General features: G+C 68.8%; 15 protein-coding genes and 1 tRNA gene. 4 read left to right on the plus strand and 12 right to left on the minus strand.

All coding sequences use genetic code 11. The features are described from left to right. The first annotated feature begins 1 nt into the window (after position 1). Positions 2-157 carry a hypothetical protein gene (locus QFZ26_RS08325; RefSeq protein ID WP_307041067.1) on the plus strand — a complete coding sequence of 52 codons (156 nt, stop codon included), beginning with the start codon at positions 2-4 and terminating at the stop codon, positions 155-157. Beyond that, positions 158-808 (plus strand): anthranilate synthase component II, encoded by a 651-nt coding sequence (locus QFZ26_RS08330; protein WP_307041069.1) that lies wholly within the window; start codon positions 158-160, stop codon positions 806-808. It begins immediately after the preceding gene. On the opposite strand, the gene pknB is transcribed toward QFZ26_RS08330, so the two are convergent. The 9 genes from pknB to QFZ26_RS08375 all read right to left on the minus strand — a co-directional run bounded on the left by pknB (position 793) and on the right by QFZ26_RS08375 (position 12,987). Then, complete coding sequence (gene pknB / locus QFZ26_RS08335; protein ID WP_307041071.1) at positions 793-2,487, minus strand: Stk1 family PASTA domain-containing Ser/Thr kinase; 1,695 nt, start codon at positions 2,485-2,487, stop codon at positions 793-795. The two genes, QFZ26_RS08330 and pknB, sit on opposite strands and share 16 nt — an antisense overlap. Positions 2,488-2,533: 46 nt before the next feature. After that, positions 2,534-4,213: a protein kinase domain-containing protein gene (locus QFZ26_RS08340; RefSeq protein ID WP_307041073.1), complete on the minus strand. Its 1,680-nt coding sequence runs from the start codon at positions 4,211-4,213 to the stop codon at positions 2,534-2,536. Then, entirely contained in the window at positions 4,210-5,667 is a 1,458-nt protein-coding gene (locus QFZ26_RS08345) for a peptidoglycan D,D-transpeptidase FtsI family protein (RefSeq protein WP_307041074.1), read from the minus strand. The genes QFZ26_RS08340 and QFZ26_RS08345 overlap by 4 nt, the downstream gene beginning before the upstream one ends. Further along, positions 5,664-6,998, minus strand: a complete 1,335-nt coding sequence (locus QFZ26_RS08350; RefSeq protein WP_307044999.1) for an FtsW/RodA/SpoVE family cell cycle protein — start codon at positions 6,996-6,998, stop codon at positions 5,664-5,666. Before QFZ26_RS08350 ends, QFZ26_RS08345 begins: the two co-directional genes overlap by 4 nt. A gap of 58 nt (positions 6,999-7,056) precedes the next feature. Further along, the gene (locus tag QFZ26_RS08355) at positions 7,057-8,286 is read right to left on the minus strand and encodes a PP2C family protein-serine/threonine phosphatase (protein ID WP_307041076.1); all 1,230 of its coding nucleotides are present in this window, start codon (positions 8,284-8,286) and stop codon (positions 7,057-7,059) included. Between the two features lie 4 nt (positions 8,287-8,290). Further along, entirely contained in the window at positions 8,291-8,857 is a 567-nt protein-coding gene (locus QFZ26_RS08360) for an FHA domain-containing protein FhaB/FipA (RefSeq protein WP_307041077.1), read from the minus strand. Further along, positions 8,854-9,597, minus strand: a complete 744-nt coding sequence (locus tag QFZ26_RS08365; protein ID WP_307041079.1) for an FhaA domain-containing protein — start codon at positions 9,595-9,597, stop codon at positions 8,854-8,856. The genes QFZ26_RS08360 and QFZ26_RS08365 overlap by 4 nt, the downstream gene beginning before the upstream one ends. 64 nt (positions 9,598-9,661) lie before the next feature. Then, entirely contained in the window at positions 9,662-12,172 is a 2,511-nt protein-coding gene (locus QFZ26_RS08370; RefSeq protein WP_307041082.1) for a glycoside hydrolase family 65 protein, read from the minus strand. After that, positions 12,169-12,987 (minus strand): HAD family hydrolase, encoded by an 819-nt coding sequence (locus QFZ26_RS08375; protein ID WP_307045001.1) that lies wholly within the window; start codon positions 12,985-12,987, stop codon positions 12,169-12,171. The genes QFZ26_RS08370 and QFZ26_RS08375 overlap by 4 nt, the downstream gene beginning before the upstream one ends. 258 nt (positions 12,988-13,245) lie before the next feature. On the opposite strand from QFZ26_RS08375, the gene QFZ26_RS08380 reads away from it, so the two are divergent. After that, positions 13,246-13,332, plus strand: a tRNA-Leu gene (locus QFZ26_RS08380). A 175-nt stretch (positions 13,333-13,507) separates the two neighbouring features. After that, positions 13,508-14,080, plus strand: coding sequence for a dienelactone hydrolase family protein (locus QFZ26_RS08385; protein ID WP_307041084.1), 573 nt, complete (start codon positions 13,508-13,510; stop codon positions 14,078-14,080). Positions 14,081-14,110: 30 nt separating this feature from the next. Here the strand turns inward: QFZ26_RS08385 and QFZ26_RS08390 are convergent, their stop codons facing one another. The 3 genes from QFZ26_RS08390 to QFZ26_RS08400 all read right to left on the minus strand — a co-directional run bounded on the left by QFZ26_RS08390 (position 14,111) and on the right by QFZ26_RS08400 (position 15,523). Continuing rightward, a complete protein-coding gene (locus tag QFZ26_RS08390; protein WP_307041086.1) occupies positions 14,111-14,317 on the minus strand; it encodes a hypothetical protein in 207 nt (68 codons plus the stop codon). Then, a complete protein-coding gene (locus tag QFZ26_RS08395) occupies positions 14,314-14,967 on the minus strand; it encodes a winged helix-turn-helix domain-containing protein (protein WP_307041088.1) in 654 nt (217 codons plus the stop codon). The genes QFZ26_RS08390 and QFZ26_RS08395 overlap by 4 nt, the downstream gene beginning before the upstream one ends. Before the next feature lie 73 nt (positions 14,968-15,040). Next, on the minus strand, positions 15,041-15,523 hold the full coding sequence (locus tag QFZ26_RS08400) for a YciE/YciF ferroxidase family protein (protein ID WP_307041090.1): 483 nt from the start codon (positions 15,521-15,523) through the stop codon (positions 15,041-15,043). Positions 15,524-15,529: the final 6 nt, after the last annotated feature.

Raw genomic sequence — 15,529 nt, forward strand, 5'->3', positions numbered from 1 at the left:
CATGTACGGTGCCCTCTGGCGTGTACTGCCGGGCCCGGTGTGGCTGCGCATCATCCTGCTGTTGCTGCTCATCGCTGCCATGGTCTTCGCGCTGTTCACCTGGGTGTTCCCTTGGGTCGACGGCGTCCTCAATCCGATCAACGTCACGGTGGAGTGAATGACCCGCGTCCTCGTCATCGACAACTACGACAGCTTCGTCTACACCCTGAACGGCTACCTCCAGGAACTCGGCGCTGAGACCGAGGTCGTGCGCAACGATGCGATCGCGGTTGCCGACGTGCCGTCGCGCATCGGCGAGTACGACGCGGTGCTCATCTCGCCCGGACCCGGCAAGCCGGCCGACGCGGGCGTCTCGATCCCCGTCGTGGAGGCGGCGCTCGCATCGGGCCAGCCGATCCTCGGCGTGTGCCTCGGGCATCAGGCGATCGCCGAGGCGTTCGGCGCCGTGGTCACCAACGCCGATGAGCTCATGCACGGCAAGACCTCGAGCATCACGCACGACCAGAGCGCGTTCTACGACGGCGTGCCGCAGCCGTTCACCGCGACCAGGTACCACTCGCTCGCGGTGGTCGACGGCACCGTGCCGTCGGAGCTGGTCATCACGAGCCGAACGCAGGGCGGCGTGATCATGGGCCTCCGACACGAGCGCGCGCCCATCTACGGGGTGCAGTTCCATCCCGAGTCCGTGCTCACCGAGGGGGGCTACCGCATGCTCGGCAACTGGCTGGCGGTCGCCGGCCTGCCTGAAGCCCGCGAACGGGCGATGCACCTGAACCCGCTCGTGCGCACGACTCAGCCGGCGCAGTAACTCAGCTCGACCTCGGACCGCTGCGGCACGTCGCCGGGTGCCAGCGACTGCCGGATGACCGGAGAGCCCTGTTGCGCCTTGCACGAGGCGTCGGGCTTCGGAATCGCGGTCAGCTGCAGGTTCTCGGCGGAGAGGTACGACGTCGCCGCCGCCAGCGTCTGGCCGGTGAGGTCGGGCAGCGTGACCTTTCCGCTGGAGATCAGGAAGTCGACCGTGGAGCCCACGGGCACCGAGGCGCTCGCCTCAGGCGTGGTCGTGAGCACGGTGTCAGCCGGGACGGTGGGCGAGTTCTCGCGGGTCTCGAGACCTGGCACCAATCCGACCGCCTCGAGATCGGCCTTCGCCTGGTCGAGGGCCTTGTTGCGCACGTCGGGCACGACGACCGGCTGGCGGCCGGTGGAGACGTAGACGCTCACCGTGGTGCCGACGTCGACGATCTCGGCCGCGGGCGGATCGGTGCGGATGACCTCGCCGCTCGGCACGGTGTCGTCGGTCGCCTCGATCGGCGTGGCAGGCAGCCCGAGCTCTTGGAGCTGCCCCGCGGCCTGCTCGTAGGTGAGTCCGGTCAGGGTCGGGATCTCGCGTGCATTCGACGGGAGGTCATCGCTCGGCTGCAGGTTGAACGCCCAGTACATGACCGCGATGACGATGACGATGACGGCGACGATGCCTGACCAGATCCAGATGGCCGGCGGGCGGCGCTGGGTGCGGGTCATGGTCTCGTCTTCGGTGAGCTGGCGAAGTGCGAGCTCCGAGGTCGAGATCGAACCGGTCGGGGTGCCGAAGAGCAGGGTGGCCTGGTCTGGTTCGCGCCGGGCCGGGATGCGACCGGATGCCGCGGTGTCCACGTCGCCGCGGAACTCCGCCGCGGTCTGGTACCGCTGGTTGCGGTCCTTCGCGAGGGCATGCAGCACGACCGAGTCGAGTGCGGGCGAGACCTTCGGGTTGATGACGCTCGGCTTGACCGGGCGCTCGCTCACGTGCTGGTAGGCCACGGCGACCGGCGTCTCGCCGCGGAACGGCGGCCGGCCGGTGAGCATCTCGAACAGCACGACCCCGGTGGAGTAGAGGTCGGTGCGGGCGTCGACGGTCTCGCCCTTCGCCTGCTCGGGCGAGAAGTACGAGGCGGTGCCGAGGATGGCGGTGGTCTGCGCCACTGTCGTCGACGAGTCTGAAACCGCCCGCGCGATGCCGAAGTCCATGACCTTCACCTGCCCGGTGGTGGTGATCATGATGTTGCCCGGCTTGATGTCGCGGTGGACGACACCGGCGCGGTGCGAGTACTCGAGTGCCGTGAGCACGCCGTCGATGACGCGCACGGCGGCCGCCGCCTCGAGCGGACCGTCATGGATGATGTCCTTGAGGAGACGGCCCTCGACGTGCTCCATGACGATGAAGGGCAGTTGCACCTCTTGACCGGCGGGATCGATGACGGTCTCTTCGCCCGCGTCGAAGACCCGCACGATGGTGGGATGCGCCATGCGCGCGGCCGACTGCGCCTCTTGACGGAAGCGCATGCGGAACGCAGGATCGGTCGCCAGTTGCGGCTTCAGCAGCTTTATCGCGACCTGGCGGCCGAGGCGGGTGTCGGAGCCGAGGTGAACGTCGGACATCCCGCCGCGCCCGATGAGCGCGCCCACGCGGTACCGTCCGGCGAGCACGCGTCCTTCATCGGTCACTGCAGCTCCGTCCTCATGGTCGTCTCGTCTCAGCTCCGCCCCGTGCTCACTGTTCGATGGTCACCGAAGCGGCGGGCGAGAACGGTGAGTCGAATGGGCCGCAGAAGTAGCGGTACGTGACGTCGAACGGCTGCGTCCCCGCCTGCACGTTCACCGTCGTCGTTCCGGCCCCGACTGGGCTAGGCGGCGTGGCATCGCCGGTGACCGCCACCTCGTAGCCCGTGACCGACAGGCCTGAGGGGCAGCTCGCCGCCGGCCAGCTCACCTTGACGAGACCACCGGCAGCGACCTCGGCCGGGTCGACCGTGGGCGCTGCACCCGGCGCACTCGGAGGGATGGGCGCGCCGAGATAGGTCAGCTCGATCGTCGTGCCCGGAGGAACGGGGCCGCTCGGGTTGACGTCGGAGACGGTGTTCGCGAGGGCCGGCTCGGTCGCGGCGGCACCCTCGACGCGGGTCGTGGGCAGGCCGAGGGCCTCGATCGCCGCGGCCGCTTCGTCGACGTTCATGCCGATGTACGTATTGCGGTCGATCTGGATCGTCTCGGGTGCGTCGCTCGTGGGGGCGACGCTCGGCGACGAGGGCGGCGGGCTAGCGGGAGTCGACCGAGTCGCCGGCGAGCCCGCTGACGACGATGGCGACCCGTTGTTGCCCGAGTTCAGCGCGAGCGCGATGATCGTGCCGATGAGCACGATCGCCAGGATCGCGATGAGCACGATCAGCGGCCACGTCCACGGGCTGCGCTTCTTCGGCTCGGGCTCGTCGACGACCGTCTCGGTCGTCATGCCCCCCGCCGATGGCAACACCGTGGTCGCGGCGGTGGCACCCTGCTGCGGCATGAGCATCGTCGCGGCGGTGGCGCCGGCCGCGCCCAGGACGGCGGGCACGGCAGCGGCAGCGGCCTGCACGTCGCCGCGACGCAGGGCCGTTGCGGCTCGGGCGAGGTGCGCTGCCGAGGGCGGACGGTCGGCAGGGTTCTTCGCGATGCACGCGTACACGAGGTTGCGCACGGGCTCGGAAACGGTGACCGGGAGATCGGGCGGCGTCTCGTTGATCTGGGCCATCGCGATGGCGACCTGCGACTCACCCGTGAAGGGGCGGCGGCCGGCGAGCGCCTCGTAGGCGACGATGCCGAGGGAGTAGATGTCGGTCGTCGGCGACGCGGGGTGGCCCGAGGCCTGCTCGGGTGAGAGGTACTGCACCGTGCCCATCACCTGGCCGGTTGCCGTGAGGGGTACCTGGTCGGCGATGCGTGCGATGCCGAAGTCGGTGATCTTCACCCGCCCGTCGGGGGTGATGAGGAGGTTGCCGGGCTTGATGTCGCGGTGCACGAGGCCTGCGGCGTGCGCCGCCTGCAGGGCCGCGGCGGTCTGCGCGACGATGTCGAGGACCTTGTCGGTCGAGAGCACGTGCTCGCGCTCGAGGATCGTCGAGAGCGCTTCGCCGGGCACGAGCTCCATGACGAGATAGGCGCTGCCCTCCTCCTCGCCGTAGTCGAAGACGTTGGCGATGCCCTCGTGGTTCACGAGGGCGGCATGGCGCGCTTCGGCGCGGAAGCGCTCGAGGAAGCCGGGGTCGCCGAGGTACTCGTCTTTCAAGATCTTGATGGCGACCTGTCGGCCGATCACGAGGTCGGTGGCTGCCCACACCTCGCCCATCCCGCCGATCGCGATGCGGGATTGCAGTTCGTAGCGCCCCCCGAAGGTGAGCCCTGCGCTCGGTCTCATTTGTTCAGCACCGCCTCTAGTACCTGCTTTGCGACGGGTGCGGCGATGAGATTGCCGTACCCCTCCTGACCAAGTCCCCCGCCGTCTTCCACGAGTACCGTGATTGCATACTGAGGGTCGTCGGCGGGGGCAAAACCTGTGAACCAGAGAGTGTACGGGTCACTCTCGCCGTTCTCTGCTGTACCCGTCTTACCGGCCACGCTGACGCCGTCTATTCTTGCATTACTCGCGGCCCCGTTTTCGACGCCGTTGACCATCATCTGCACCATCGTGTTCGCCGTCTCCTCGCTGATCGCGCGGCCGAACTCCCTCGGCTCGAACTCCTGCAACGGAGCGAAGTCGGGGGCCGTGATCTCGTCGACGAGATTCGGGTGGAGCACGATGCCGCCGTTCGCGATCGCCGCCGACACCATGGCCATCTGCATCGGTGTGGCGCGAAGCCCCTCGCCCTGGCCGAAGGCGCTGAGCCCGGTCTGCGGCTCGTCGAGCACGCGCGGGTAGGTGCTCACCTCGGTGGCGGTGGGGATCTCGAACTCGGAGTTGAACCCGAACTTCTCCGCCTGCTCGCGGATCGCCGTGTCACCGAGCTCCATGCCCAGCTCGGCCATCGGGATGTTGCACGAGAGTCGCAGGGCGTCGGCGAGCGTCACCACGGCGCCCGGCCCGCACGTGCCGCCGCCGGAATTGCGAACGATCGTGTCGGTGCCGGGCAGCTGGAGGGTCGGCGGATTCGGGAACGTCGACTCGGGAGTGTACCGGCCGGACTCGAGCGCCGCCGCGACGACGACGAGCTTGAAGGTGGATCCGGGCGGATTCATGTCGCCACCGGTCGCCCGGTTGAACAGCGGGTCCGTCGGATCAGCGAGGAGCCCCTCGTACGTCGCCTGCACCTGGGCGCTGTCGTGCACCACGAGTGCGTTGGGGTCGTAGGTGGGCTTCGTGACCATCGCGAGAATGCGTCCGGTCGACGGCTCGCTGACGTAGACCGCGCCGGCGTAGTCGCCGAGCGCGTCCCACGCGGCTTGCTGGAGCACCGGGTCGATGGCGACGTCGACGGATGCCCCCATCGGGTCCTGCCCGGAGATCAGCCGGTTGATCTGGTCGAAGAACTGGCTCGAGGACTGCCCGCTCAGGTAGTCGTTCAAGGATCGCTCGAGCCCGGTCGCCTCGCCGTTCACGGGGATGTAGCCCGTGAGCCCCGCGTAGAGCGGGCCATTCGCGTAGATGCGCTGGAATTTGTAGTTGTCGTCGGACGGCTGGGAGTAGGCGATCGGCTCGCCGCCGACGAGGATCGGTCCCCGCTCCACCGAGTAGCTCTCGAAGAGCGTGCGGGAGTTGCGAGGATCGGCCGACAGCGCCTCGGCCTGCACGTACTGGATGATCGTCGACGAGACGAACAGGGTGACGAACATGAGGAGCGCGAGGATCGAGACCCGCTTGAGTTCACGATTCATCCGTCGATCACCAGCCTCGGATGGTTGCGGACGGTATCGGACAGGCGCAGCAGCAACGCCACGATGATCCAGTTCGCCACGAGCGACGAGCCGCCCGCGGCGAGGAACGGGGTGGTGAGGCCGGTGAGCGGGATGACCCGCGTCACGCCGCCGACCACGATGAACACCTGCAGTGCCACGACGAAGGCGAGGCCCACGCCGAGGAGCTTGCCGAAGTCGTCCTGGCCCGCGAATCCGATGCGGAATCCCCGCGCGACGAACAGCAGGTAGAGCGCGAGGATCGCGAAGATGCCGGCGAGCCCGAGTTCTTCGCCGAGACTCGCGATGATGTAGTCGCTCTGCGGTACGGGAGTGATGTCCGGCCGCCCCTGCCCCCAGCCCGTGCCGATGAGCCCGCCGTTGGCGAGCCCGAAGAGACCCTGCACGACCTGGTAGCTGCCGCCGAACTCCTGGTCGAACCGCTCGGCGTTGAAGGGGTCGAGCCAGTTCGCGAAGCGATTGCCCACGTAGTCGAGGGTCTGGCTCGCGATGATGGCACCGCCGAGGAACAGGCTCAGGCCGAGCACGACCCACGAGAGCCGGCTCGTTGCCACGTAGAGCATCACGAGGAAGAGCCCGAAGTACAGGAGTGCGGTGCCGAGGTCCCGCTGGAACACGATGACGGCCATCGACAACGCCCAGACCACGACCAGCGGGCCGAGGTCGCGGGCCCGGGGGAACTGCATGCCGAGGAACTTCGTGCCGACCATCGACAGGGAGTCGCGGTTGCGCACGAGGTAGCCCGCGAAGAACACGGCGAGGGCGATCTTCGCGATCTCGCCGGGCTGGAAGGTGGCGATATCGCCGAATCCGATCCACACGCGGGCACCGCCCAGCTCGCGGCCGATGCCGGGCACGAGGGGGAGCAGCAGCAGCACGATCGCCACGAGACCCGCGAGGTAGGTGTAGCGGAACAGCACGCGGTGGTTGCGGATGACGACGATCGTCGCGATCGCGCAGATGATCGCGATGGCGCTCCACGCGATCTGCCGAACCGCGGCGCTCTCCCAGCCGACGTCGCCCTCGGCGATGTCGATGCGGTAGATCATCGCGATGCCGAGCCCGTTGAGCACGGTGGCGATGGGCAGCAGGAACGGGTCGGCGTCGCGGGCGACGAAGCGCATGGCGATGTGCAGGCCATAGACGAGCGCCGAGAGGCCGGCGCCGAGCAGCACGAGCTGCGTGTCGACGCGTCCGAGTGCCCCGAGCTGCACGAGCACGATCGCGCCGGCGTTGATGAAGCAGGCCACGAGCAGCAGCCAGAACTCGAGATTGCGCAGCCGCTGCGGCATCCGGATGCGTCGGACGCCGGTTGGGGGCGTGCCGGTGGCGACCGGCGTGCCGGTCAGGTCACTCAAGGGAGTCCTCCAGTCGTTGCACGATGCGGTAGGCCTCGGAGAACGATCCCGCGCTGATCGTCTGCTCCACCCGCTGCTGGTCGTACGTGCGGAGGTCGGCCACGTCGACGTCGGTCTCGGTGTGCAGTTCGTGCAGCGACATCGGGCCCAGGTTCTGCTGGATGCCCTGGAAGATGGCGACTCGCCCGTTCGACTCGCCGACGTAGTAGCGGGTCTGCGTCCACTGGTAGCCGAGCACGAACACGGCGACGATGGCCGCGATGAGCAGCACGATCCAGAACGTCCACACGAAGCGGCGCCGTCGGCGTCGGCGCGCGTCCTCTTCGATCAGCTCGTCGAAGTAGTCGGCCGAGTCGGGCTCGAAATGCGTCTCCTGCACGGGGTGCGGCCGGAAGGGGGTGAGGCGGATGCCGCGGGCGCGCACCGGCTCGAGCTGGCCGATCGCGAGCGGCGCCGCCGCGGAGCCGACGATCAGCGGCGGCGTCGCCGGTGCCGGCGGCTCGCCGATGTCGACGACGACCACGGTCACGTTGTCGGGGGCGCCGCCGTCGAGCGACGCCTTCACGAGCCGGTCGGCCACCTGCTTCGCGCCGGCGTCGGCCGACATGAGCTCGAGGATCTCGTCGAACGCGACGACCCCGGAGAGCCCGTCGGAACAGAGCATCCAGCGATCGCCCGCTCGGGTGTCGAGCACCATCGAGTCGATCTCGGGCGACGCCTCGACATCGCCCAGGACTCGCATCAGCACCGAGCGCCGGGGGTGCACCATCGCCTCCTCGGCGGTGATGCGTCCGGCGTCGACGAGTCGCTGCACGAAGGTGTGGTCGGTCGAGATTTGGCTCAACTCGCCCGAGCGAAGCAGGTAGATGCGCGAATCGCCGATGTGCGAGATGACCACGCGGTCGCCCTGCAGGATCATCGCGCTCACCGTGGTGCCCATGCCGGTGAGCTCGGAGTGGTCGGCGACGGTCGCCGCGAGCTGGCGGTTCGCCGCGACGAGTGCGCCCTCGAGAGCGGCGGCCGCCTCGGTCGTGCTGTCGTAGTCGGAGTCGGCCTCGGCGATGCGGCGGGTCGCTATCGCACTCGCGACATCGCCGCCGGCGTGGCCGCCCATGCCGTCGGCGACGAGGAACAACGTGCGGCCGGCATAACCGGAATCCTGGTTGTTCGAGCGGATCCGGCCGACGTGCGAGACCGCGGCGCTCGCCTTGACAGTCGCCACCGGGCTACCGTCGCAGCTCGAACGTGGTCGCCCCGACCTTGACGGTGGCTCCGAGCGGGATGGGGGTCGGCACGGTCACTCGGGAGCCGTTGAGGAAGGTGCCGTTCGTCGAGTCGAGGTCTTGGATCATCCAGCGCCCGTTCCACAGCATGAGACGGGCGTGGTGCGTCGACGTGTAATCGTCTCGGATGATGATGGCCGAGTCGCTCGACCGGCCGATCGTGATCTCATCGTGGCCGAGCGGGAACTCCGCCCCGGCCTTGGTGCCGCTCGTGATGACGAGCCGGGTGGCATTCTCGGTGGAGGCGAGCTCGCCGGTTCCGCCGCCGTGCGAGGCCGCCGGGCGCGCGACGGGCGCGGTCGGCGGCGCAGGCGAGGCCGCGGCCGGGGAGGCGGGGAACGCGGATGCCGGGACCTGCGCCGCGGCCGGGGCATCCGGCTGCAGCTTGCGGACGCGCTGGCCGAACAAGTCGCTGCGGAGCGCGTACACGATGGCGAATATGAAGACCCAGAGCAGCAGCAGGAAGCCGATCTGGAGGGCGAGCAGCGTGAGCTCGGATGGGGTCGTCATTCGGCCGGCCCCCAGAATCCACCCATGTCGTGGCGCTCGGTGGCTGGGTCGACGCGTCGGGGCGACTCGCCGGCCGGGGCCTGCGCGAGCACGCGGAACACGATGCGCGAGCGGCCGATGGTGATGACCGAGTCGGGTTCGAGGACGGCCTCCTTCACGGGGGCGCCGTTCAACTGGGTGCCGTTCGTGGAACCGAGGTCGCGCACGCGCGCCCGGCTGCCGTCCCACTGCACCTCGGCGTGGCGACGTGAGGCGCCCGTGTCGTCGAGCGTGACGTCGGCCTCGCTGCCACGGCCGAGGACCGTGCGGCCCTTGAGGATCGGGTACCGCTTGCCGTTCACGTCGAGCACCGGGGTCCAGGCGACCTGGCCCTTGACGTTGCGCGAATCGACCTGCACTATGCCCACCGTGAGCGCGGGGTCGGCCTGCAGGTCGATGGTGATGCCGCCGGCGAACTGGAAGCGCTGGCTCGCCGCATGCTTCTGCACGAGGTCGACGAGCTCGTCGATCAGGGCCGGGCCGAGGCTCGCCATGCGATCGTGGTCGGCCGGCGCCATGCGCACCCTGAACGTGTTCGGCACCAGCACGCGGTCGCGTGAGACGACCGCCGCCTTGGTGTCGATCTCGCGCTTCAGGGCCGCAGTGATCTCGACGGGCTGCAGCCCCGAGCGAAAGGTCTTGGCGAAAGCGCCGTTGACGGCACGTTCGAGACCTTTCTCGAAGTTGTCCAGTAGGCCCACAGGTCTCCCGCTCCGGTTCTTGACTGTGTGACATGGTAGCCCGAAGGCCTGAAAAGACTCGTGATCAGTCGATGGGGATCGCCGAATCGGCTTCGTCGACATCGAGCGACAGTGTCGGGATCGACGCGGTGAGCAGCGTGCCATCGGCTCGCCTCGATCCCGTGACGTCGCGCATCGTCGGCGACCCGTAGAGGCGCGGCCCCTGGCCGTCGAGCGGAACGGACACCGGGGATGCCGACGTCACGACGACCTCGACGCCCCGCACCCGCACCCTCGCTTCGGCACCCGCCTCGACCGTGAAGGTGATCGACACGGCGTCGACGACGACACGCAGCCGCGTGCCGCGCAGCGTGATGCGGAAGGTGAGGCGATCCCAGCCGTCGGGCAGCCGCGGGTCGAAGCTGAAGACGCCGTTGTGGTCGCGGAAGCCGCCGAAGCCCGACACCAGCGAGCTCCACACCCCGCCCGTCGACGCGACGTGCACGCCGTCGGCGGCATTGTGGTGCAGGTCGGCGAGGTCGACGAACAGGGCAGAGCGGAAGTACCGCATCGCGAGCTCGTGATAGCCGACCTCGGCCGCGACGATCGACTGCACGACCGCCGAGAGCGTCGAGTCGCCGGTCGTCAGCGGGTCGTAGTACTCGAAGTTCGCCCGCTTCTCTTCGGTGGTGAACCGGTCGCCCTGCAGGTACAGCGCGAGCACCACGTCGGCCTGCTTCAGCACCTGGAAGCGGTAGATCACGAGCGGGTGGTAGTGCAGCAGCAGCGGCCGTCGGTCTTCGGGCGTGTTCTCGAGGTCCCACAGCTCCTTCTGCAGGAACGCCGAGTCCTGGGGGTGGATGCCGAGCTGCTCGTCGAACGGGATGTGCATGTGCGCGGCCGCGCGCCGCCAGCTCGCGACCTCGGCGGGCGTGACGCCGAGGCGCTCGACGAGCCGGTGGTAGCCGATCGGATCGAGCACCTGCAGGTTGTCGACGGCGGATGCCGCAGCCGCGAGGTTCGCCCGTGCCATCACGTTCGTGTACAGGTTGTCGTTCACGACCGTCGTGTACTCGTCGGGGCCGGTGACACCATGGATGTGGAACACGTCGTCGGCGTTCGACCGCCAGAACCCGAGGTCCTCCCACATGCGTGCGGTCTCGACGAGGATGTCGATCGCGCCGCGGCCCAGGAAGTCCTCATCGCCCGTGGCGGCCACGTACTGGCACAGCGCGTAGGAGATGTCGGCGTCGATGTGGTACTGCGCGGTGCCCGCGGCGTAGTACGCCGATGACTCCTGTCCGTTGATGGTGCGCCACGGGAACAGGGCCCCGTGCTGGTTGAGTTCGAGCGCCCGGGCGCGGGCGGCGCCGAGCATCCGCTGCCTGAATCGCAGCACGTTGCGAGCGACGATCGGCGCCGTGTAACTGAGGTGCGGAAGGACGTAGACCTCGCTGTCCCAGAAGTAGTGGCCGCCGTAGCCCGAGCCGGAGACGCCCTTCGCGGCGACGCCGCCGCCGTCGGTGCGGGCGGTGGCCTGTGCGAGCTGGAACAGGTTCCAGCGGGTGGCCTGCTGGATCGCCGCCTGCCCCGAGACCTCGACGTCGGAGCGGGTCCAGAAGTCGTCGAGCCAGGCGCGCTGCTGCGCGAACAGCTCGCCCACGCCCACCTCCACCGCGCGATCGAGGGTGCGGTCGCTGCGATCGGCCAGCTCCCGCGCCGGGACCTTGCGGGCCGTGTGGTAGCTGACCATCTTCGTGAGCCTGATGGGCTGGCCCTGCTTGGCGTGCACGCGGTAGGCGTGCTTCGCGAGGTCGTCTTCGACGGAACCCGACTCGGTGAACTCGTTGTCGGTGGTGATCATGTGCTGGGCCGCGATGGCGATGGCCATGCCCGAGTTGGTGGTCTGGTAGCCGAGCAGGTACCGGCTGTCGTTGCGCCGCTTCACGCGGGGCTGGAGGACCCGTTCGTTGAACTGCTCCGCCTTGCGGGGGTCGAAGGCTCCGGGGGCCTCGAGCACGCCGGCGCGGTACTCGTCGCGCCCGTCTTGACGGTTCAGGATCTGGCTCGAGATGGTCACCGCGGCATCGGAGTCGAGCATCTCGACCTCGTAGTCGATGACCGCGAGGTGCCGGTCGGTGAAGCTCACCATGCGGCGGCTCGTGATGAGCACGCGCTTGCCCGAAGGGGTGCGCCACACGATCGAGCGGCTGAGGGCTCCGAGGCGGAAGTCGAGCCGGCGCTCATAGGAGAGGAGTTCGGCCTCGGTGAGCACGAGCGGCTCGTCGTCGACGTACAGGCGGATGATCTTGGCGTCAGGCGCGTTGACGATCGTCTGCCCGACGCGCGCGAACCCGAACGCCTCTTCAGCGTGCCGGATCGGCCAGGTCTCGTGGAAGCCGTTCACGAACGTGCCGTGCATATGGCCGTCGCGACCCTCTTCGACGTTGCCACGGAGGCCGAGATACCCGTTGCCGACGGCGAAGAGCGTCTCGGTCCGGCCCATGTCGTCGACGCCGAACTCGTTCTCGACGAGCGCCCACTCGTCGATGGGGAATCGGCTGCGGTTCAGCGGGTCGTGGTCGGCGAACCTCATTCGGGTTCCTCTCGGGTGGTGCTCGGGTCGTTGGTGGGGGTGGCGTCGTTCGTGGGGAATTCGATATCGGATGCCCCGGCTGCGCGCTGCACCGCCGGGATGAGCTCGTCGAGCTCGTCGACGATGACATCGGCGCCGAGTTCTTCGAGGGCGGCGCGACCGACCCCGCGATCGACCCCGATGACGATACCGAACTCTCCTGCGGCTCCCGCCTTGACGCCCGACTCCGCGTCTTCGACGACGGCGCAGGCCATGGTCGGCAGGCCGATGAGCTCGGCGGCTCGCTCGAACGTGTCGGGCTCGGGCTTTCCGGGCAGGCCGTCGCGGGCCGCGACCGCGCCGTCGACGACCACGTCGAAGCGGTCGGCGAGCCCAGCTGCGGCGAGCACCGCCGGCGCGTTCTTCGAGCTCGAGACGACGGCGACCTTCGCGCCCGCCCGCTCGACGGCGTCGAGGAACGCGACGCTCGCGGGATACGCCGTCACTCCCTCTTCGGCGAGCGTGATGTTGAAGGCCTCGTTCTTGCGATTGCCGAGGCCGTGCACGGTGTCGAGCGCCGGGGCATCCGTCACCTCGCCCTCGGGCACGACGATGCCCCGGCTCTCGAGCAGGCTGCGCACCCCGTCGTAGCGGGGCTTGCCGTCGATGTAGGCGAAGTAGTCGTCGTCGGTGTACGGCTCGGCATCGTGCTGCTCGAGGAACGGCCTGAACAGGCGCGCCCACGCGTGCATGTGCACGACGGCGGTCGGCGTCAGCACGCCGTCGAGGTCGAAGAGGTAGCCGCGGATGCCGCGGAGGTCGACGTCGTCGTGCATGGGGTTGCGCGTGGAGCCGTCATCGGCCGAGGAGGCATCGGTAGGCGAGGTCACGGGCGGTCCTTTCGTCGCGTCGGTCGGGGCACCGGAACCCGCTGATCGATGCTATTCCCGTGCGGCTCGCCAGCGCGAGGCAGAACGCAGACTCCAAGGAATCACTGAGGGTCGGGGCCGCGCCTTCGGGCCGCACTCGAATGGCTTTGCCGCCCACGAGATGTTAGTCTCTCGTGGTTGGACGCACTTCGGTGCTCCACGCGTGCGCGAGTGGCGGAATTGGCAGACGCGCTGGCTTCAGGTGCCAGTACTCGCAAGGGTGTGGGGGTTCAAGTCCCCCCTCGCGCACCAGAATCGGCCCGGACCTCGATGAGGTTCCGGGCCGTTGTCGTTCGGCGGCCCGCCAGTCGGTGTGCATCGCCCTGCGGCCGATGGCTTGCCTCGAGCGTGCGGGTGATGCGCGCGGCTCCACGTTCAGTCGGCACGACCCCTTGACGCTCGCAGCGACGAGGACCAGCATGGCCGCATGGCTGACGTGTTGCTCCTTCACCATGCGCTGGGCCAGACGCCCTCGTTCCATGCCTTCGCCGACGAGTTGCGGGCCGCCGGCCACAACGTGGTGGCGCCCGACGCCTTCGACGGGCGCACCTTCGGCGACCTCGACGAGGGCCTCGCGTACGCGCGAGAGATCGGCTTCGACCAGGTGCGCGAGCGAGGCGTGCGTGCCGCCGACGGGCTGCCCGACTGGCTCGTGTACATCGGCATCTCGATGGGAGCGATGGCGGCGCAGCAGCTCGCGCAGACGCGGCCGGGCGCCGCGGGCGCCGTGCTCGTCAGCTCGGCCATTCCGCTCGGGGAGTTCGCCGAGACGTGGCCCGACGCGGTGCCCCTGCAGATCCACGGCACCGACGCCGACCCGTTCTTCGTGGGCGAGGGTGACATCGAGGCGGCGCACGAACTCGTTGCGGGGGCGGATGACGCGGAGCTGTTCATGTACCCGGGCGACTCGCACCTGCTCGTCGAGGTCGACCCGAACCCGGATGACCCGAACATCAGGCTGGTCACCGACCGAGTGCTCGAATTCCTGCGGCGAGTCTGACGGCGCACGGCGCGACCGCCGCGACCGGCGTCAGATGAATGGCGCGAACGTCGTCGCTGAGATGAGCCGGTCGCGCTCGTGGAGCGCCGTTCTCGCCTCGGCCTGCAGCCGCGCCTGATCGGCGCGCCGAAGGCTGCGCGGGAGTGCACGCCTGCGGCCCCACGTTTCGAGGGCGCGGCCGATGCGGATGGCCGCCACCGCGGTGACGGGTGCGGGTCGTGACAGTGCTGCGCTCATTGCTCTTGCTCCGTTCGGTCGTCTCGGTCGTCTGCGCCTTCGGCCGGGGTGGGGTCGCCCCTGACGAGCGGGAAGGCGTTGAGGTGGATCTGCACCGGCCTGGATCCCGGCGACGGGTCCGCCTTGTAGCGGTCGATGAACGGCTGGATCGCAGCGTCGACCGCGGTGACGAGCGCGCGGAGTTCGTCGGGTGTGAGCCGCAGATTCGAGGTGTGGCTCGCCGCCGCGTCGATCCACTCGGGCTCGAACGCCGCTTCGCCTTCGACGAGGAACTCGTGGTAGTTCTGCTGGCGCCCACGCACCCATTCGTTCGTGATGAGTTGCGTCGCGAGCCGCTCGGCGCTGCCCGGCGCGAAGACGCGGGCGTCGGGCGTCGAAATTCCGCCAGGCCGCCGCTCCCACCATCGTTCCCGGGCGGTGCCGCGGGCGGTGACCTCGCGCACCAGCTCGTGCTTCTCCAGCTGCCGGAGGTGGTAGCTCATGACCCCGCTCGACTCGCCCAGCCGCGCGGCGAGCCCGGTGGCGGTGAGCGGGCCGTAGGCCGAGAGCTCATCGAGGATGCGGATGCGCAGCGGGTGGGCGAGCGCACGCAGCGCGGCCCCGCCGAGCGTGGCATCGGATTGCGCCTCGGGAGTCTCGTCTTCGCTCATAATGCAAAGATACCCTTGCAAAGACACTTATGCAAGTGCTTCTTTGCAAGGGAACCTTTGCACGGAGCTCAGTTCACGCGAGAATCTTCTGCAGCGTCTTCTGCAGTTCCTCGCTCGTGTGCACTTCCTGGTCGAGATTCGCCTGCAGCAGGCTCACCACGTCGCTCATGCCCATCGACGACGTCGGCACGATGAGGGACTGGTACGCCGAGATCTCGTAGTGCTCGTTGCCGAGCGCACAGGAGAGGGCGACCTGGTCGCGAAGCTTCGGCGCGCTGCGCTCGATGAGCGACGCCGCTTGCTTGGAGATGCCCTTCGTGCTGGGCGACGGCGCCGTCGACTCCTTGAACTCGAGGAGGCGGAAGACCTGCTGCAGATTCGCGATCTGCTCCTTCGTCTCGTCGGCGTGATGACGGAAGAGCTGCTTGATCTCCGCGGTCTTGGCCGCCTTCTGCAGTTCACCCAGCGCCGCGAGCGAATCGTTCTCCATCGTCATCGCGGTACGGAGCTGGAAGTGGAGCAGGTCGTTGGGGCTCTTCAGCGTCTGCTGGACCATGTCGGT

The organism is Agromyces ramosus (genome assembly GCF_030817175.1).
GTDB lineage: Bacteria > Actinomycetota > Actinomycetes > Actinomycetales > Microbacteriaceae > Agromyces > Agromyces ramosus_A.

Bases quoted from the DNA above. Each gene is read 5' to 3' on its own strand.
- QFZ26_RS08325 (WP_307041067.1), top strand. From the start codon at position 2: ATGTACGGTGCCCTCTGGCGTGTACTGCCGGGCCCGGTGTGGCTGCGC.
- QFZ26_RS08330 (WP_307041069.1), top strand. From the start codon at position 158: ATGACCCGCGTCCTCGTCATCGACAACTACGACAGCTTCGTCTACACC.
- QFZ26_RS08340 (WP_307041073.1), bottom strand. From the start codon at position 4,213: ATGAGACCGAGCGCAGGGCTCACCTTCGGGGGGCGCTACGAACTGCAA.
- QFZ26_RS08345 (WP_307041074.1), bottom strand. From the start codon at position 5,667: ATGAATCGTGAACTCAAGCGGGTCTCGATCCTCGCGCTCCTCATGTTC.
- QFZ26_RS08350 (WP_307044999.1), bottom strand. From the start codon at position 6,998: ATGCCGCAGCGGCTGCGCAATCTCGAGTTCTGGCTGCTGCTCGTGGCC.
- QFZ26_RS08360 (WP_307041077.1), bottom strand. From the start codon at position 8,857: ATGACGACCCCATCCGAGCTCACGCTGCTCGCCCTCCAGATCGGCTTC.
- QFZ26_RS08370 (WP_307041082.1), bottom strand. From the start codon at position 12,172: ATGAGGTTCGCCGACCACGACCCGCTGAACCGCAGCCGATTCCCCATC.
- QFZ26_RS08375 (WP_307045001.1), bottom strand. From the start codon at position 12,987: ATGCACGACGACGTCGACCTCCGCGGCATCCGCGGCTACCTCTTCGAC.
- QFZ26_RS08385 (WP_307041084.1), top strand. From the start codon at position 13,508: ATGGCTGACGTGTTGCTCCTTCACCATGCGCTGGGCCAGACGCCCTCG.
- QFZ26_RS08390 (WP_307041086.1), bottom strand. From the start codon at position 14,317: ATGAGCGCAGCACTGTCACGACCCGCACCCGTCACCGCGGTGGCGGCC.
- QFZ26_RS08395 (WP_307041088.1), bottom strand. From the start codon at position 14,967: ATGAGCGAAGACGAGACTCCCGAGGCGCAATCCGATGCCACGCTCGGC.
- QFZ26_RS08400 (WP_307041090.1), bottom strand. From the start codon at position 15,523: ATGGTCCAGCAGACGCTGAAGAGCCCCAACGACCTGCTCCACTTCCAG.